The sequence below is a fragment of the Corynebacterium callunae genome, from assembly GCF_046592015.1.
GTDB lineage: Bacteria > Actinomycetota > Actinomycetes > Mycobacteriales > Mycobacteriaceae > Corynebacterium > Corynebacterium callunae_A.
On the sequence record NZ_JAWVOB010000001.1, the window covers coordinates 350,726 to 367,999 of the forward strand.

At 54.3% G+C, this 17,274-nt stretch carries 15 protein-coding genes; 11 read left to right on the forward strand and 4 right to left on the reverse strand.

The genetic code is table 11. The features are described from left to right. Positions 1-417: 417 nt before the first annotated feature. From SFC07_RS01620 to SFC07_RS01650, 7 genes are all read left to right on the forward strand, one after another. Positions 418-1,509: a DivIVA domain-containing protein gene (locus SFC07_RS01620; RefSeq protein ID WP_411206479.1), complete on the forward strand. Its 1,092-nt coding sequence runs from the start codon at positions 418-420 to the stop codon at positions 1,507-1,509. A gap of 112 nt (positions 1,510-1,621) precedes the next feature. Then, positions 1,622-1,783, forward strand: coding sequence for a hypothetical protein (locus tag SFC07_RS01625; RefSeq protein WP_411206480.1), 162 nt, complete (start codon positions 1,622-1,624; stop codon positions 1,781-1,783). 326 nt (positions 1,784-2,109) lie between these two features. Further along, positions 2,110-5,274 (forward strand): isoleucine--tRNA ligase, encoded by a 3,165-nt coding sequence (ileS, locus tag SFC07_RS01630; RefSeq protein ID WP_411206481.1) that lies wholly within the window; start codon positions 2,110-2,112, stop codon positions 5,272-5,274. 98 nt (positions 5,275-5,372) lie between these two features. Further along, positions 5,373-5,951, forward strand: coding sequence for a HEAT repeat domain-containing protein (locus SFC07_RS01635; protein ID WP_411206482.1), 579 nt, complete (start codon positions 5,373-5,375; stop codon positions 5,949-5,951). Continuing rightward, positions 5,945-6,973: a MerR family transcriptional regulator gene (locus tag SFC07_RS01640; RefSeq protein WP_411206483.1), complete on the forward strand. Its 1,029-nt coding sequence runs from the start codon at positions 5,945-5,947 to the stop codon at positions 6,971-6,973. The genes SFC07_RS01635 and SFC07_RS01640 overlap by 7 nt, the downstream gene beginning before the upstream one ends. A 97-nt stretch (positions 6,974-7,070) precedes the next feature. Beyond that, positions 7,071-7,877 (forward strand): EamA family transporter, encoded by an 807-nt coding sequence (locus SFC07_RS01645; RefSeq protein ID WP_411206756.1) that lies wholly within the window; start codon positions 7,071-7,073, stop codon positions 7,875-7,877. Between the two features lie 97 nt (positions 7,878-7,974). Beyond that, entirely contained in the window at positions 7,975-9,408 is a 1,434-nt protein-coding gene (locus tag SFC07_RS01650) for a DNA polymerase IV (protein WP_411206484.1), read from the forward strand. Positions 9,409-9,414: 6 nt separating this feature from the next. Here the strand turns inward: SFC07_RS01650 and SFC07_RS01655 are convergent, their stop codons facing one another. Continuing rightward, complete coding sequence (locus SFC07_RS01655; RefSeq protein WP_411206485.1) at positions 9,415-10,392, reverse strand: asparaginase; 978 nt, start codon at positions 10,390-10,392, stop codon at positions 9,415-9,417. Positions 10,393-10,637: 245 nt separating this feature from the next. On the opposite strand from SFC07_RS01655, the gene SFC07_RS01660 reads away from it, so the two are divergent. Next, positions 10,638-11,189 carry a hypothetical protein gene (locus SFC07_RS01660; protein WP_411206486.1) on the forward strand — a complete coding sequence of 184 codons (552 nt, stop codon included), beginning with the start codon at positions 10,638-10,640 and terminating at the stop codon, positions 11,187-11,189. A 2-nt stretch (positions 11,190-11,191) separates the two neighbouring features. Here the strand turns inward: SFC07_RS01660 and SFC07_RS01665 are convergent, their stop codons facing one another. Both SFC07_RS01665 and SFC07_RS01670 read right to left on the reverse strand, forming a co-directional pair. Then, complete coding sequence (locus SFC07_RS01665) at positions 11,192-12,829, reverse strand: ABC-F family ATP-binding cassette domain-containing protein (protein ID WP_411206487.1); 1,638 nt, start codon at positions 12,827-12,829, stop codon at positions 11,192-11,194. 180 nt (positions 12,830-13,009) lie between these two features. Continuing rightward, positions 13,010-14,080: a hypothetical protein gene (locus tag SFC07_RS01670; protein ID WP_411206488.1), complete on the reverse strand. Its 1,071-nt coding sequence runs from the start codon at positions 14,078-14,080 to the stop codon at positions 13,010-13,012. 296 nt (positions 14,081-14,376) lie between these two features. Here SFC07_RS01670 and lspA point away from each other — a divergent pair, with 296 nt between their 5' ends. From lspA to SFC07_RS01685, 3 genes are read left to right on the forward strand one after another with little or no spacing between them, the layout of a single operon-like run. Beyond that, positions 14,377-14,886 carry a signal peptidase II gene (lspA, locus tag SFC07_RS01675; protein ID WP_411206489.1) on the forward strand — a complete coding sequence of 170 codons (510 nt, stop codon included), beginning with the start codon at positions 14,377-14,379 and terminating at the stop codon, positions 14,884-14,886. Continuing rightward, positions 14,886-15,815, forward strand: a complete 930-nt coding sequence (locus tag SFC07_RS01680) for an RluA family pseudouridine synthase (protein ID WP_411206490.1) — start codon at positions 14,886-14,888, stop codon at positions 15,813-15,815. The genes lspA and SFC07_RS01680 overlap by 1 nt, the downstream gene beginning before the upstream one ends. Further along, positions 15,816-16,406 carry a hypothetical protein gene (locus SFC07_RS01685; protein ID WP_411206491.1) on the forward strand — a complete coding sequence of 197 codons (591 nt, stop codon included), beginning with the start codon at positions 15,816-15,818 and terminating at the stop codon, positions 16,404-16,406. Here SFC07_RS01685 and rarD read toward each other — a convergent pair. Next, complete coding sequence (gene rarD / locus SFC07_RS01690) at positions 16,403-17,266, reverse strand: EamA family transporter RarD (RefSeq protein ID WP_411206492.1); 864 nt, start codon at positions 17,264-17,266, stop codon at positions 16,403-16,405. The genes SFC07_RS01685 and rarD overlap by 4 nt on opposite strands. Positions 17,267-17,274 lie beyond the last annotated feature (8 nt).

Sequence of the window (17,274 nt, forward strand, 5' to 3'; positions counted from 1 at the left end):
CCCCCTAAATGCACACCCGTTTATCGGCTACATAGCGAAAGTTATTCGCAATTGTGATCAGTTCAACACTAAAGCTAATAACCGGTCAAAACGGGGCAAAGGAATACACTTTAAGGTCCAAAAAGTCCTTAAAAACGCAATTCAAATGACATATTTGTAATTGTGAGGGGTAGGGTAAGCCCCATTCACATGTTTGTCACTGGTGTGTGGTCCAAGAAGGGTCACAGCAACTACGGTTGCGCGAACACGGCGAAAATACTTAGGGATTTTCGGCGCGGTTGCCCGAGAAAAACTTGCTGCTGGCTACAATAACGTGTGAAGAACAGTATGATAAATGGAAATTCCAGTCGCAGGAAATTCTTGTGACTGAGTCCCGGCCCTGCCTGGGGCCACCGTTAAATCGAAGGGAATCCGCTAATGCCGTTGACTCCAGCTGATGTGCATAACGTCGCTTTCAGTAAGCCGCCTATCGGCAAACGTGGTTACAACGAGGACGAGGTTGATCAGTTCCTGGATCTCGTTGAGGACACCCTCGCACAGTTCCAAGAGGAAAATGATGATCTCAAGCAGCAGGTTGAAGAGCTGGAAGCACAGCTTAACGACGGCGCTGCAACCAGCACCCCGGCAGCAGCCGGCGCTGGCGTAACCACCAAGTCTGTTGATGAAGCAGCACTGCGCAAGGAAATCGAAGCCAAACTGCGCGCTGAATACTCCACCAAGCTTGAAGATGCGACTAAGGCCGCTCAAAAGGCTCAGAACGACGCAAAGGCTGCACAAGACCAGCTTAAGAGCGCTCAGTCTGAGGCTAAGGCCGCACGTGAAGAAGCTGAGAAGGCTAAGGCAGAAGCTAAGAACGGTGCCAACAACACCAAGGCTGCCGCCGTTAGCTCCGCAGCAGCTGGCGCTGGCGCCGGCGCTGTAGCAAGCGGCGCAGCCAATGTGGACACCCACATGCAGGCAGCTAAGGTTTTGGGACTGGCTCAGGAAATGGCTGACCGTCTCACCTCTGAGGCACGCGCAGAATCCAAGTCCATGCTGGACGAGGCTCGCGAAGCAGCAGAGAAGCAGATCGAGGAAGCTAATAGCACCTCCAATAGGACCCTTGAAGAAGCTCGCGCAGCTGCTGAGAAGCAGCTTGCAGAAGCTGAAGCACGTGCCAACACCCTGGTTTCTGAAGCTGAGACCAAGGCTAAGAACCTGGTTGCAGACGCCGAGAAGAAGTCGGCTGCTACCATCGCAGCCTCTACCTCTCGCGCAGAAGCTCAGATCCGCCAGGCTGAGGACAAGGCTAACGCCCTGCAGGCTGACGCTGAGCGCAAGCACACTGAGACCATGGCGGCAGTCAAGGAGCAGCAGAACGCTCTGGAGACCCGCATTGCTGAGCTGCAGACCTTCGAGCGCGAATACCGCACTCGTTTGAAGACCCTCCTCGAGGGCCAGTTGGAGGAGCTTAATGCGCGCGGATCTTCCGCACCAAGCAATAACTCCGCTAACAAGTCTGGTGAGTAAACTCCGCCAGCATCTTTAAATACTCGGCTCTCCCCGGGTCCGGATTTCTTATAAACCGGGCAGGGGAGAGCTTTTGTATGCCCTGAGCAGCTGACTAAGAAAGGTGATCCTGATGTTTATAGCTGCGATTATTTTATCTATCATCGGTTTCATTCTTTTGGTGCTCACGGTGGTCTCAGATTCTGATATCTGGACAGTGCTGCTGATTGTCGTGGTCAGTGCTGGACTAGTCTGCTTTGGTATCGATGAATGGCGGAAAAAGAAAAGCCGTTAGTAACCCAACGCTCAACTTTCACTTGGCCGTTGGTGCGCTATACTTGGCTGCAGTCGCTTAACTGTCCAAAATTCCGAACAGGGTCTGAGGGCAGATCGGCGAAGATGTTGATCCGGCCATCACCGGGGAGTCTTTTCGGAAGAACAGCACCTAGCGTGCCCAGTAGAACCGAACGGGTGGGACCGTGAAATACCTTTGAACAATCAAGTGGAGCAGGTTGTGTAAATCTACAAGCCTGACTCAAGCAGGGTGGTACCGCGTCCAATAGGGGCGTCCCGGCAAGAAATTGTTAATGCAAACTTGCGTGAAGGATGTGGCCGGAACTCATGACTGAAGCCGTTGGCGGAGTCTACCCCCAGGTCGATATGACTGGTGGATCATCTCGATTCCCTGAAATGGAAGAAAACGTTCTTAAGTACTGGAAAAAGGACGATACTTTCCAAGCCAGTATTGATCAGCGTGAAGGCGCTAAGGACTATGTCTTTTATGACGGTCCTCCCTTCGCCAATGGTCTCCCACACTATGGTCACCTGCTCACCGGCTATGTCAAAGACATTGTTCCGCGCTACCAGACCATGCGTGGACACCGCGTTCCCCGCGTCTTCGGCTGGGATACCCACGGCCTTCCTGCAGAGCTAGAGGCTGAAAAGCAGCTCGGCATCAAGGACAAGGGCGAGATCGAGGCCATGGGCCTGGCCAAGTTCAACGAGTACTGTGCTACCTCCGTGCTGCAGTACACCAAAGAGTGGGAAGAGTACGTTACCCGCCAGGCTCGTTGGGTTGACTTTGAAAACGGCTACAAGACCATGGATCTCACCTTCATGGAATCCGTTATCTGGGCCTTTAAAGAGCTTTATAAGAAGGGCTTGATCTACCAGGGTTTCCGCGTGCTGCCTTATTCCTGGGCCGAGCACACCCCACTGTCCAACCAGGAAACCCGCCTGGATGACTCCTATAAGCTGCGTCAGGACCCAACCCTGACTGTAACTTTCCCCATCACCGGTGTGCTGGAAGGCTCTGGCGCTAATGCTGATCTGGTCGGCGCTTCAGCGCTGGCCTGGACCACCACTCCATGGACCCTGCCTTCCAACCTGGCTTTGGCAGTGAACCCAACGGTGACCTACGCATTAGTTGAGGTTGCTGAAGACGGTGAGGCAGGATTCGTCGGCAAGCGTGTGCTTTTGGCAAAGGATCTCGTTGGCGCTTATGCCAAGGAGCTCGGCGCTGAGGCGCAGATTATTTCCGAGCACGCAGGCTCTGAGCTCGTGGGCCTGACTTATGAGCCAATTTTTGATTACTTCCGCGAGCACCCTAAGGCTTTCCAGATCTTGGGTGCGGATTATGTGACCACCGAAGATGGTACCGGTATCGTCCACCAGGCTCCTGCCTTTGGTGAAGACGATATGAACACCTGTAATGCGGCGGGCATTGAGCCAGTTATTCCGGTGGACATGGATGGTAAATTCACCAGCCTGGTTCCGGAATACCAAGGTCTACTCGTTTTTGATGCCAATAAGGACATCATCAAGGACCTCAAGGCTGCCGGTCGCGTGGTCCGCCACCAGACCATCGAGCACTCTTACCCACACTCTTGGCGCTCCGGCGAGCCACTGATCTACATGGCGCTGCCATCATGGTTTGTTAATGTCACCGAGATTCGTGACCGCATGGTTGAGGTCAACCAGGACATCGAGTGGATGCCAGCCCATATTCGCGACGGCCAGTTTGGCAAGTGGCTGGAAGGCGCGCGCGATTGGAACATCTCCCGCTCCCGCTACTGGGGTTCCCCAATTCCAGTGTGGATCTCTGATAACGATGAGTACCCACGTGTGGATGTCTACGGCTCCCTCGATGAGCTGGAAGCAGACTTCGGCGTGCGCCCCAAGTCCCTGCACCGCCCATATATCGATGAGCTGACTCGTCCAAACCCAGACGATCCAACCGGAAAGTCCACCATGCGCCGCGTCACCGACGTCCTTGACGTGTGGTTCGACTCCGGCTCCATGCCATTTGCGCAGGTCCACTACCCATTTGAGAACAAGGACTGGTTTGATACCCACGCTCCTGCGGACTTCATTGTGGAGTACATCGGCCAGACCCGTGGTTGGTTCTACCTGCTGCACGTGCTGTCCACCGCACTCTTTGACCGTCCTGCCTTCAAGAAGGTTGTCGCCCACGGCATCGTGCTTGGTGATGACGGACTAAAGATGTCCAAGTCCAAGGGCAATTACCCCAACGTCAATGAGGTTTTTGACCGCGATGGCTCTGACGCTATGCGCTGGTTCCTCATGAGCTCGCCAATCCTGCGCGGCGGCAATTTGATTGTCACCGAAAAGGGTATCCGCGAAGGTGTACGCCAGGCACAGCTGCCAATGTGGAATGCCTATTCCTTCCTGCAGCTCTATGCCTCCAAGAAGGCCACCTGGTCTGTGGATTCCACCGATGTGCTGGATCGCTACATCCTGGCCAAGCTGCACAACCTCGTTGCAGAAACCCAGGCAGCCTTGGATGCAACGGACATTGCTAAGGCTTGTGACCTGGTCCGCAACTTCTGCGACGCCCTGACCAACTGGTACGTGCGCCGTTCCCGCGATCGTTTCTGGGCCGGCGATGACCAGCACCCAGAGGCCTTCAACACCCTATACACCGTGCTGGAAACCCTCACCCGCGTGGCAGCTCCACTGCTGCCAATGACCACCGAGGTTATTTGGCGTGGTCTGACCGGCGAGCGCTCCGTGCACCTCACCGATTACCCAGATGCAGCTGCTTTCCCAGCAGATGATGATCTGGTCCGCACCATGGATGAAATCCGTGGCGTTTGCTCTGCAGCTTCCTCCGTGCGTAAGTCCCACAAGCTGCGCAACCGTCTGCCTTTGCCAGCGTTGACTGTGGCACTTCCAGACGCACAGCGCTTGGCTGATTTCACCGCCATCATCCGCGATGAGGTCAACGTCAAGGAGGTCAATTTGACCTCTGATGTGGATTCTGTGGGCACCTTTGAGGTTGTTGTTAACGCTAAGGTTGCAGGTCCGCGCCTGGGCAAGGATGTCCAGCGCGTGATCAAGGCTGTGAAGTCCGGAAACTACACCCGCGAAGGTGAGGTTGTGGTTGCTGATGGCATTGAGCTGCAGGAAGGCGAGTACACCGAGCGTCTCGTTGCTGCCAACCCTGATTCCACTGCCCAGATCGATGGTGTGGACGGCCTGGTTGTCCTCGACATGACCCTGACCGAGGAGCTTGAGGCTGAAGGTTGGGCTGCCGATGTTATCCGTGGCCTGCAGGATGCCCGCAAGAACTCCGGCTTTGAGGTCTCTGATCGCATCTCCGTGCTGATCAGCGTGCCTGCCGATAAGCAGGAGTGGATCAACACCCACGCCGAGCATATCGCCGCTGAGGTCCTTGCCACCTCCTTCGAGGTCACCACCGAGCCGCTGACCGGCGAGACCCACGAGGTTCTCACCGGCGTTAACGCTCAGGTCACCAAGAACTAAAACGCTTGTCGACGCGCCCCCGCTGCCTTGGGTCACCCCAGGCAGCGGGGGTTCGGCGTTTTGACCTTGACACGATGTCAAGGTGTGCAATGGGTTCTATGAATAATCTTCAAGCCGTTATGACAGCAGGCATCAAAGCAGATCCACACACCATTCCCGCACTAATTAAGCAATGTGGGGTAGAAGAGGATTTCTACGTCCGCGATATGCTCACCTGGGCTTTAACCCGTATGCCCCAGGATGAGGTCATCCCACTTCTGGTGACAGAGCTGGATGCTGAGACTCCTTTTGGAGCAAGCCAAGCCCTGCACACCTTCTCCAAACTCAAAAACACCTCGGTGTGGGCCGAGCTTAAAAGCCGCCCTCAGCTGCTCCATCGAAGTGATACCAAAGTAACTGCGTGGCGTAGTTATGCCGGATTAGTGCCAGAAAAAGATGTGCCATGGTTACTTGAGGAGCTGGGCCAAGAATTAGATCAAGGTGATACCGATACCCAGCGCAGCTTAAGTAGAGCAATTGTGGAATTGGGTAACAGGGGTGCGTCGATAAGCGCCTTTTTAGGGCGCTTTAAGGGCCCGCATACCCGCGCCACGCTGGCTCTGTGGGAAGATCCAGACGCTGACTTTGCAGCAAATCTCCACCTCGCGCGCAAGGTGGATAATATGGGCGCATGCTAATTGGTGAGGTCGCAGCACGCAGTGGGGTTAGTGCCAGAATGTTGCGCCACTATGAGTCTCTGGGGCTGTTGGAACCAAGGGTTAATAGCTCAGGTTTTCGGGAGTTTTCGGCTGCTGACGTGCAAAGAATTCTCCATATTGAGGGCCTACGGAGTTTGGGGCTAAGCCTTGCTGAGGTTGCCGATGCCCTGCATGATCCCCACTTTCGTCCGGGCTCGGTTATTGCAGATTTAATTGCCGATTCCCAGGCCCGTTTGCGGGCAGAAAAGGAATTATTGCACCGCCTGCGCGCGGTAAAGGCAGCTGAGGTGGACAATTGGCAGTCTGCTTTAGACGTAGTGGAGCTAATGGGTGCTTTGCGATCTTCCAACCCAGCACACCGACAGTCTATTGCCTTTGCCCAGGGGGTAAAAAAGAATAGCTCACTTATAGCAACGCTGGTTGATTCCGCATTGAGGGAAGATAACCCCAATGTGGAAGGTGCATTGACCTGGGCGATATTGCAGGCTGAGGACTCGGTAGTGGAGGTTGTTTCGATGGCGGCACGAGGTTTAAGAGCTGCCGATTCTGCTATTCGATTCCGGGCTGTGCGTATTATCGCTGCAGCTCAACCGAGTGGCCTGCGCACCTCGCTTTTGCTTGGTTGTTTGGATGATCCCTCCGCAGAAATCCGCGCCCATTCTGCCTTGGCTTTAAGTAAAGAGATTGGCATCGGTGGGGCAGAAGTGGAAGCAGAATTGGTGTCCATGGTGCTTGAGGGGGTGCAGGACGTGGAAGCTGCAGAAGCCTTGGCAGCGCGTGCTGCCGCTGGTGTGCCTGGGGTGGTGCTGGACCGTTTTGCCAAAGAGCTTAGAACACGTGAGGTGACAGATCCGGCACGGGCGCGAATTACCCAAGCTTTGGCAGAATTTCCTGCTGGTATGGAGCAGGTTGAGCAGCTTTTAGAGGAACTAAGCCGAGATAAAAATCCGCAGGTTGCTTTTACCGCGCAGGCAGTTCGATTAGGCCGGCAGGCTAAATAGGGCATCACTGAGCTTTGGTGAGGTTCGGCTAAAATTAGCCTTTGTGAATGGGAAAACTGGAGAAAATTCCGCGAAGTCAACGCTCGCACCTTTATTAATGGTCTTAAACGGTGCTTCCCTCTACGCCGGAGCAGCGATTGCCGTGGGGCTTTTCCAGAGTTTCTCTCCGGCCTTGGTGGCCTGGATGCGTGTGGCCGCGGCAGCCCTAATCTTATTGCTCATGTATCGGCCAGCCTGGCGGTCCTTTTTAGGAAGTGTGGGCTTGAGCGCTGCAATTTATGGCGTTGCCACCTTAAGTATGAACATCACCTTTTATGAAGCGATTGCCCGTTTGCCCATGGGCACCGCTGTGGCCATTGAATTTTTAGGCCCCATCGTGGTGGCTGCAGTAGGCAGTTCCACCTTGAGAGATTGGCTGGCTCTGATCTTGGCCGGTGTTGGAGTGGTGATTATTAGCGGTGCGCAATGGTCTGCCAATAGTGTCGGTGTGCTTTTTGCCCTAGCTGCTGCTGCCTTGTGGGCACTTTATATTGTGGCGGGAAATCGCATTGCTGGAGATGCAGCCTCCAGTCGCAGCAGTATGGCCATTGGCTTTACCTGGGCTTCTGTACTCTCCCTGCCCTTGGCATTGTGGTGGTGGCCAGGGCTGTCTGCAACTTCTTTGAGCTGGTGGGAAGTGGGCGGGTTAGCACTGGGCTTAGGAGTGCTTTCTGCAGTGATTCCTTATGGTCTGGACCAAGTGGTGCTGCGCATGGCAGGCCGCGCCTATTTTGCGCTGCTTTTGGCAATTTTACCCATTAGTGCAGCGCTGATGGGAGCTATTGTGCTGGGGCAGATGCTGAGCGTGGCAGAAATCTGCGGCATTGTTCTGGTGGTATTGGCAGTTGCTCTGCGCAAACCCTAGATGGGTGTGTTTAAACTGGGGGCAGGTATCGAACAAAATAGCGTTTAAGGGTGTCCCAATGTAGGAAAACTACATTGACGCGCCTAGCATAGAGGTTATGCAACGTTGGGTTCTGCACATCGATATGGATGCTTTCTTCGCCTCCTGTGAACAGCTCACCCGACCTACGCTGCGCGGCCGTCCGGTGTTGGTCGGCGGAGTAAATGGCAGGGGAGTTGTAGCCGGCGCATCCTATGAAGCCCGAAAATTTGGGGCTCGCTCCGCCATGCCCATGCACCAAGCAAAAGCACTAGCAGGATTTGGCGCTGTGGTGGTATCCCCACGACACCAGGTCTATTCCGCAGCTTCCCAACGAGTTTTTCAGATTATTGAAAAACGCGCCGGGATTATTGAACGCCTCAGCATCGACGAAGGCTTTATGGAACCCGAAGCTCTCGTCGGAGCTACACCTGAGGAAGTAAAACAATGGGCAGAAGACCTGCGCGCCGAAATCCGCGAGGTCACCGGGCTGCCATCGTCTGTGGGGGCGGGATCAGGTAAACAAATTGCCAAAATTGGCTCCGGGGAAGCCAAACCCGATGGCGTTTTTGTGGTGCCCGTGGAAAAACAGCATGAACTTCTTGACCCACTTCCAGTGGGCGCGCTTTGGGGAGTGGGCCCAGTTACTGGCGCAAAACTTGCCAAAATGGGTGTGGAAACCATCGGTGACCTCGCAGCACTATCGGCAAAAGAGGTAGAAATTTCACTCGGTGCCACCATCGGTTTAGGGCTGTGGAATCTTGCCCGCGGTATTGATGATCGCCCAGTAGTTCCGCGGGCTGAAGCTAAGCAGATTTCCCAAGAACACACCTTTGAAAAAGATTTACTCACCCGCGCGCAGGTCGATGCAGCCATTATTCGTGCAGCTCAAGGTGCACATAGGCGCTTGCTTAAAGACGGCCGAGGCGCCCGCACTGTAAGTGTGAAATTGCGGATGGCGGATTTTCGGGTGGAATCGCGTTCTTTTACGCTTTCCTATGCCACCGATGATTACGCCACCTTGGAGGCAACGGCTTTTAGATTGGCGCGTTATCCGCAGCAAGTTGGCCCCATTCGCCTGGTAGGTGTGGGTTTTTCCGGCCTGGAAGAATCCCGACAGGACATCCTATTTCCAGAGCTTGATCAGCAAATTGTGGTTCCCGCTGCGCCAGATTCCGAATATGAATCCGGGGTGCAATCAAGTAGTGCGCAGGCACAAATTATTACTGACGTTCATGGTGGTTCAAGCTCGAATACCTCGTCCAGAATCTGGCGTGCCACCCAGGATGTTTTTCATCCAGATTTTGGACATGGATGGGTCCAAGGAGCAGGACATGGCGTGGTGTCTGTGCGCTTTGAAACCCGCAGCACCGTCAAGGGCAAAACCAGAAGTTTTGCCATGGACGATCCGCTGCTTCAAGAAGCAGATCCCCTCGATAGTTTGGATTGGGGGCCGTGGTTTGCTGAAAACGGCACCGCAGAGGAAGAAGAGTCAGCGGAAGCTGGGGACTAAAGGAGATTAGATCAAGGTGGCTGGATGGCGACCACTAGCAAGTGCAATGGCTAGCAAAATACGAGCCTGGCCAGCACGGAAATAGCGGGAACCAATGGCGCCCTTGGCAGCCAAAGTAGCACCGCCACCGGCACCGCCATAAACGCCTGAGACCTCACCACGTGCAACGCGGGTGCTCATAATAACTGGTACTCCGGCATCCAAGGCTTTGCCCAAAGCATCGCCCATTTTGGAGCCGACATTTCCAGAGCCCATTGCTTCCACAACCAGGCCTTGGGCACCAGCATCAAGAGCAGCCTGCACCATGGCACCCGAAGCACCGGGATAAGCAGGGATGATCTCGACAGAGACATCACTTAAGGAAACCAGCGGCAGTGGGGTGGGGCGTTCTGGTTCTTCGGGTGCATTGGAACCAAAGGCCAATTCATCAGAGGTATGCCACTTGGTGCAGCCACGTGCTGGAAGTACCGCATGTCCAAAAACAATCAGCGCACCAATTCCGCGGGCAGACGGATCAGAAGCAATGAGACAGGCTTCAAATAGATTGGAGGGACCATCGGACTCGGGATGATCAAAAGGTTTTTGGGCGCCGGTAAACACCACTGGGCGAGGATCATTAAGGAAGGTATCAATAGCAATGGCGGATTCTTCCATGGAATCGGTGCCATGGGTAACAACTACGCCCACAACCTTAGGATCAGCCAATACCTTATGAACTGCTGCGTTGATGTCATCAATATCGGCAAAAGTAATGGAGGAGGAATCCAAACGGTTGAGCTCATGAACCTCAAAAGAAATTGCGGAGCCATCAAAACGTGAGGCGATGGTGCCAAGCAATTCTTGGCCGCTAACGGTGGGCACTAAGTGTCCATTGGCATCAGAGGTGCATGCAATGGTGCCACCGGTGGTAATTACTGCAACTTTTCCCGGGGCATTGGAAGAATCTGCAGGGGTGTGGGTGTGCGGTGCTGGCTGCTCAGACATGGGTTTAACACTAGCAATGTGCCATGAAGCCCTAAAAACTACAGTGTGATTCACAGCATTTCCCGACCTCAGGAATGTGGGTCGCTCCGCAATGACGTGTACCCTTTGTGGGAAAGCCGTTTATAAATTGCCACACCGTTGGTGTGCGGATGAGCTTAGCGCCCATCTGCGTCCGCGTCGTGGACTAAAATCCATGATCAGATTTTGGGTGGCAACGATGAGACAGAAGTAAAGGATTCTTTCACGTGAAGCTTTTTAAGGTAACCGCAGCAACCCTTGGCGTTGCAGCAGCACTGACCCTTGGCGCATGCTCCAGCAGCGAGGACACCGGCACTGAAGCAACCTCAGCTGCCTCCAGCTCCGAAGAATCAACCAGCGCTGCAGCTGCCTACCCAACCGCAGATGAGCTTAACGCCATCCTCGCAGTTGCAACCGATCCCAATGCTCCAATTGAGGAGAAAGTAAAGACTGTTCAGGGTTCTGAAAATGCTCCTGAGCTCTTTGAAACCATGACTCAGGCCAAGGTTGAATCTGGCGCTCAGTTCCAGGTTGTGGGCTCCGTGCTTCCAGGTTATGACCCCACTTCTGAGGTTCTGACCACCGTTATGTTCCAGCTTCCAGATCGTCCTGAGCAAGAAGCCGAAGGCGTGGAGTTTGTGAACACCAACGGCAGCTGGCAGCTTTCCCAGGACTGGGCTTGTATTTTGATCACCAACACCGTCGCTCCGGAACAGGTTCCTGCCATGTGCGTGGGCACCGCCACCGATGCCCCTGTAGCTGAGGTACCAGCTCAGTAAAACTAGCTGCTTAAGCTAATTTTCTTCCCCGACCATCGTCTTCTCACCCACCTATCATGGCTGGCCAGAAGCACGCGGCCGGGGAATTTTTCTATTGCGGCTTCCAATTCTTCACTCAGCGCCAAAGAGAGATGGTTGGTCGGTTCGTCGAGAAGCAATAAATCTGGGGGACTAGCCAGGACGAGCCCCAGTGACACCCGGCGACGTTGGCCAAGCGATAAGGCGCCCAACGGGGCGCTTTGCGACGCCGGACTAAGCAGTCCCAAATCGCTTAAGTCTGGCCCATCCGGGCGGTGCGACAGTTGTGCAAAAACCTCAGCGGCGGGAGTGGCTAATTGCTCTTGGCTCCACTGATCATCCTGCTTAAGGCGGGTTATGCGCAGCCCCTCGGGGATAATCAACTCGCCTTGGGTGGGGGAGAGATCGCCTGCCAATACCGAGAGCAAGGTGGATTTACCCACGCCATTTGGACCTTCTAGGAGGATGTGCGCGCCAGGATCAATGCGGAAGGTGACCGGCTGTACGCGGCCAGCAACTGCAATATCTCTGAGTTCAATACTTTCGCCCACGCCATGATGGGACACCTCAGGGATACCTTGGAATTCCAGCACCTTTGGGGGTGCAGGCAGCGCAAACCTCTCCAGCTCTTCCAGGCGGTGGCGAGCTGAGCTCACCCTATTGCCTTGGGTTTTGGCAGCGCGATCGGCATAAAACTTGGCGGTGACTTTTGCCTCTGACTTTGACTCCGAGGAATGGAAAATATCACCTTCGGTGATGCCGGTGGCGTGTTCGAGTTTCTCGCGCTCGGTTTCTTGGGCAATATAAAGCTGCGCCCATTTAGCGCGACGTTGTTCGCGATCAAGCAGGTAGTCACTAAAACCGCCACCAAAGGTAGCAGCTTGTTTAACGGCTTCGCCGGACCCGCCCTCAGGTCCCAGCGCTGGATCCAGGTCTACCAATTTATTACTTACTTGATCGAGGAAAAAGCGATCATGGCTGGCAATAAGAATGGGGCCCTTAAAGCTTTTGAGCTCGGTGATAAGGAAGTCCACCGTGGTGTCATCAAGGTGGTTGGTGGGTTCATCCAAAATCAAAGCCTTGGCAGGTTCCAGCAGTAGCGCTGCTAAGGCGAAGCGGCGGCGCTGCCCACCAGAGAGCTCTCTAATGGGAGTTTGACGATCAATATCTGCCAAGCCGAGGCCAGCCAGCACGGTTTCAATGCGGGAATCTAGCTCCCACAGCCCATACTCCTCGGCATCGTGGAGGGCTGCGTCAAAGGAGGCGGAGACCTCCTCGCTCATTGATTCAGCCATCTGTGCGGAGAGGGCAGCGATGGTGTTTTCAATGGCCTTAATCGGTGCGACGGCAGCGTCGATAAGCGCTTGAGCAGGGGAGTTAAAGGGCAGCTCAGTTTCCTGGGCAATAAAGCCGGTTTCTTGGGGTAGATAAATATCGCCCTGATCTGCTTCTAGGTCGCCCGCGATCAGCGCTAGTAGTGTCGATTTTCCGGCGCCGTTTTCACCAATCAACCCGACAATTTCAGCAGGGTTAACGGTGAGCGAAATATCAGTGAGTACGCGCCGGTCGGGGTAAGAAAAGCTCAGGCCATCAACGGCAATATAGGTGGCGTAGGAACGCATAAAAAAGTCCTTCGAAGTCATACAAAGCTTTGGCTCAACACCAAAGTGGGGCGGTGGAGCCTAAGCAAACGGAAAAATACCGAGAGTGTAACTATCGAAGGATCATGGTTGAATTATGCACCCAGCTTTAAAAATTGGCAAGAGCCAATTATTTAGGCGGGTGCTTCATTCGCGCAGGCGCTAGTTGCTGATGGTGGTCGTAGCTGCGGTTTCAGACTCGCCAAATTTCACCGAAGAGGTGGAATCCTGCACAATGCGAGTGTTATTGGAAGCACCACCATAAATTACGCGAGTGGTCCAGGAAACCTGGCCTGCAGTGGGCAAAGGCTGGGTGAGATCCACACTCAAATTTCCCACCGAGGTGGTATTGGAACTTAGGACATTGAGCTGCTCAGGCGCTGCAGTGGTGGTCGGTGTTGCTTCGGTGGTAGCTGCGGTAGCAGTGGCATCTGCGGTGATATCAAGTGCAGAAATGCTTGGGCGCTGGGATACCGAAACCTCAAGTTCCACCTTGTCCCCCTCCAGTGCCGTGATGGTATAGGTGAGAGTTTGCAACAAGGTGGATTCACCAGTGACGCGGCTATCTACGGTCCACTTGGCACCCACACCAACCTCCTCGGTGGGGAAGATAATTGGCAAAGAGGTGAAGGTCATCAGGTATTGCTCCATGAGCGCGCGACCAGTATCAGTGGCATCAACAGGAGCAGCAAGGCTCATGGTGGTTGCCTGTCCGCTATCAGTTGCGCGCATACCTAAGATGAATCCAGCAGCAGTGTTGGTTTCAGGGGATTGGCTGAGATCAGTGAAATCTGGGTTTCCCACCTGGTAGCTAATGTCGCGGGAAGCAGCAATTGCTTCCTCCTCGGACGCCTCAGCAGCCTGTGTCGAGGCACTGATTGGCAGCGTCATGGTGGTCACATCGCCACCAGCAGGGGCAATAGGATCAACCTGCTCTGCTGCACCCACGGACTGGGCAAAGCCCTGGGCGATTTCCAAGGTGACTTCCTGAGTGGTTGCTTCTGCATCTGCTGCAGGTACGTCCTTATAAGCAAAGGTACGCAGGGGAGCGGTGCCCGTTTCTAACACCACCACGCGCGGTGCATCAACGGCGAGGCCAACAGCCTGTTCCACAGCCGGGCTATCATCCTGGCTTTGTTCACCACAGGCAGCAAGAGTAAGCGCTGAGGATAAAACCAGGGAGCCGGCTAGAACACGGAAACCTTTAGAACGCGAAGAAAATTTAAGTGGCACATTCTCAAACCTATCGCTTATGCAGGGCAGCTGGCCAAGCGCACCCTGAAAAGCAACTGCCATTAAGCTTTGAATTTCACAATAATATAGGTGGGTATCACCGTTCGCTAGCTCAAGGTACAGCGGAAATCGCGCCGACCTGGCGCAGCACAGGGCCGGAAAAGGTGGGGTCGGGTGGAAGTTTTCACCCTCCATGGGGAAAGATAGTCTAGGTGACCTCAAACGAAGCAGGGGCCGGTGCAGCCCCCAGGACAAAGAAAGAAAAGAGGACAACCGTCAAACAGGTGGTTCCTTTAATGGCAGCCATCGTCGTGGTGATTGCAGCCGTCGATCAGCTGGTGAAGGCTTTGATGCTTAATTGGCTGGAACCGGGCGTCCCGGTACCCGTGATCGGCGAGTGGTTCCGTTTCTATTTACTTTTTAACCCCGGCGCAGCATTTTCCATGGGTGGCAACAACACCTGGATTTTCACCTGTATCCAATTAGCCTTTATTATCGGCATTGCCATTTACGCCCCGCGTATTCAACACCGCTGGATTGCAGTTGGTTTGGCACTGGTTGCTGGTGGCGCGCTTGGTAACCTCTTGGATCGCCTTTTTAGGGCTCCTTCCTTCTTCCTTGGCCATGTGGTCGACTACATCTCCGTGGGCGGATTTGCAGTTTTTAATATCGCCGATGCCTCCATTACCTGTGGTGTCATTGTGTTCTTAATTGGGATGTTCCTCGAAGACCGCGAACTCGCCCGGAACAAAGCCCAAGACACAGAACCCAACAATTCCCCGGCAGCTAATGGAGCAGATGCATAATGAGTAGACAAAGTAGAACCCTGCCCGTACCTGAGGGCCTGGCTGGAATGCGGGTGGACGCAGGCCTATCTAAACTTCTAGGAATTTCCCGCACCACCGCGGCGGAACTTGCTGCGGCAGGTGACGTCAGCGTTGATGGTGTCACGGTGGGCAAAAGCGATCGCCTGGTAGCAGATACCATGCTTGATGTGCTCTTGCCAGAACCTGCACAACCACTGATGCCCAAGGAAGAAATCGTCCCTGGCCTCGATATTCTTTATGCCGACAATGATGTCATTGCGGTAAATAAGCCAGTGGGTGTGGCAGCACACCCCACCGTGGGTTGGGAAGGCCCAACTGTGGTGGGCGGTTTGGCTGCAGCGGGATTCCGTATTTCCACCTCCGGTCCACCAGAGCGCAAAGGTATTGTTCAACGCCTTGATGTTGGCACCTCTGGTGTGATGGTGGTGGCCGCTTCAGAGCGCGGATACACCGTGCTCAAGCGGGCTTTTAGGGACCGCACTGTGGATAAGACCTATCATGCTTTGGTGCAGGGTCATCCCGATCCACTCACTGGCACCATTGAAGCTCCCATTGGGCGGCACCCTTCCGCAGGCTGGCGTTTTGCTATCACTACTGAGGGCAAACACGCGGTCACCCACTATGAGACCTTGGAGGCTTTCCAAGAAGCCACCTTGGTGAAGGTGCATCTGGAAACCGGACGCACCCACCAGATCCGTGTGCACTTTTCGGCCCTGCACCATCCTTGTTGTGGCGATCCCATGTACGGCTCTGATCCGGCATTGTCCAAGCGCCTGGGCCTTAGCAGGCAGTGGCTGCATGCGGTTTCCCTGGGCTTTAATCATCCCGCAGATGGACGTTGGATGGAGATCCAATCTCCTTATCCAAATGATTTGCAGCATGCACTTGATGTGCTTCGGGAATCATAGATGGATAGTTTTGATCGGGGTCGGCGCGCGCTGGCGCTGCTGGCCATTGTGGCTTTAATTGCGCTGGTAGTGGCTTTAAGTTTTAGCGATCGCACGGCGAAGCCGATGGCCATTAATGGTGATATGCTCGGCCAGGAGACGTCGGAAAGCATTGATGCCTACGCCGCACGCGCTGGTACCTCGCTCGCTGAGGCGCCGGCTGGTGAAAAAGCCTATGCGCTGGTGAGCTTTGCGCGTCCGCTAAACGCAGAGGCTGCGGCCGCGGTGCTTGACGGGATCGGCCGCGTCAACGCTATGGTGATGCTTTCGGCGCCCGCCATGGCGTTGCCGGAACCGATTGCAGGCGAGTCCCGCGCTGACGTTTTTCAGCGTCAAATAACGCTTGTCGACGCCCAGCTGGCCGGTATCGGCAATGTGCGCGCCCCGCAGGAACTCAACGGGGTGGTGGTATGGGATACCCCAGAAGCAGTTAAAAAAATAGCTGAAAACCCGGAGGTTTTCAGCGTAGAAATCTTGCCACCTGATGCAGCCTGGGGAGCTTTTGGAGTACGTCCCGTCAATGTGGACGGCACTCCGCTCGACGGCGCTTAAGCGGTGTGAGGGTGGTGGCGTCTTTGGAGGAAAATATCCACAATATAAATCGCCACTGCCACCCAAATGATGATGAAACCAATCCAGCGCACGGGCTCTAGGTATTCATTAACCACCAGCAATGCCCACAACATTTGCATGGTGGGAGTCATGTACTGCAGCATGCCCACAGTGGACAGTGGGATCGCCTTGGCTGCGAGGGCAAACATCAGCAAAGGAACTGCTGTCACCACACCTGAGCTCATTAAAAGGAGCATATGAGAAGGCCCATTGTTAAAGAAGGTGCCTTGTCCTGAAAGCTCCAGCCAGCCCAAATAAACTGCTGCAATGGGCAGCAACACCAGGGTTTCGGCGGTGAGCGAACCAATGGCAGATATATTGACCTGCTTTTTGATTGCTCCATAAATACCAAAGGTAAAGGCCAAGGTCAGTGCTAAATAGGGTGGCTGACCTGCTAAGAAGGTTAAGAACAACACACCAGCGGTGGCAATAAGGACCGCTGAAACCTGCAATTTGCGCAGCTGTTCTTTGAAGAAAATAATGCCGAAAACCACGCTGACCAGTGGATTAATAAAGTAGCCCAAAGCTGCTTCAGTGACATGACCAGCATTAACGGCAATGACATAAATCAGCCAGTTGGCGGCAATAAAAATAGATGCAAAAACGATTCGAATCCAAGTGGCGCGATCAGTCTTTTTAAACTCACCCCAACCTTTGCGCACCGTGATCACGATGAGCATAAGAACTGCGGTCCACAGGATGCGGTGTGCCAAAATTTCTAAGGGTCCTGCTGGCAGCAGCAATGGGAAAAATGCTGGGAAAAGCCCCCAAATTAGATAAGCGATAACGCCGTAGATCATAAGTGCTC

What these genes read in the sequence shown, in the direction of transcription:
- ileS (WP_411206481.1), top strand. Translation starts at nt 2,110, where the DNA reads ATGACTGAAGCCGTTGGCGGAGTCTACCCCCAGGTCGATATGACTGGT.
- SFC07_RS01640 (WP_411206483.1), top strand. Translation starts at nt 5,945, where the DNA reads ATGCTAATTGGTGAGGTCGCAGCACGCAGTGGGGTTAGTGCCAGAATG.
- SFC07_RS01635 (WP_411206482.1), top strand. Translation starts at nt 5,373, where the DNA reads ATGAATAATCTTCAAGCCGTTATGACAGCAGGCATCAAAGCAGATCCA.
- SFC07_RS01620 (WP_411206479.1), top strand. Translation starts at nt 418, where the DNA reads ATGCCGTTGACTCCAGCTGATGTGCATAACGTCGCTTTCAGTAAGCCG.
- SFC07_RS01685 (WP_411206491.1), top strand. Translation starts at nt 15,816, where the DNA reads ATGGATAGTTTTGATCGGGGTCGGCGCGCGCTGGCGCTGCTGGCCATT.
- SFC07_RS01680 (WP_411206490.1), top strand. Translation starts at nt 14,886, where the DNA reads ATGAGTAGACAAAGTAGAACCCTGCCCGTACCTGAGGGCCTGGCTGGA.
- SFC07_RS01655 (WP_411206485.1), bottom strand. Translation starts at nt 10,392, where the DNA reads ATGTCTGAGCAGCCAGCACCGCACACCCACACCCCTGCAGATTCTTCC.
- SFC07_RS01645 (WP_411206756.1), top strand. Translation starts at nt 7,071, where the DNA reads ATGGTCTTAAACGGTGCTTCCCTCTACGCCGGAGCAGCGATTGCCGTG.
- rarD (WP_411206492.1), bottom strand. Translation starts at nt 17,266, where the DNA reads ATGATCTACGGCGTTATCGCTTATCTAATTTGGGGGCTTTTCCCAGCA.
- SFC07_RS01665 (WP_411206487.1), bottom strand. Translation starts at nt 12,829, where the DNA reads ATGCGTTCCTACGCCACCTATATTGCCGTTGATGGCCTGAGCTTTTCT.
- SFC07_RS01625 (WP_411206480.1), top strand. Translation starts at nt 1,622, where the DNA reads ATGTTTATAGCTGCGATTATTTTATCTATCATCGGTTTCATTCTTTTG.
- lspA (WP_411206489.1), top strand. Translation starts at nt 14,377, where the DNA reads ATGGCAGCCATCGTCGTGGTGATTGCAGCCGTCGATCAGCTGGTGAAG.
- SFC07_RS01650 (WP_411206484.1), top strand. Translation starts at nt 7,975, where the DNA reads ATGCAACGTTGGGTTCTGCACATCGATATGGATGCTTTCTTCGCCTCC.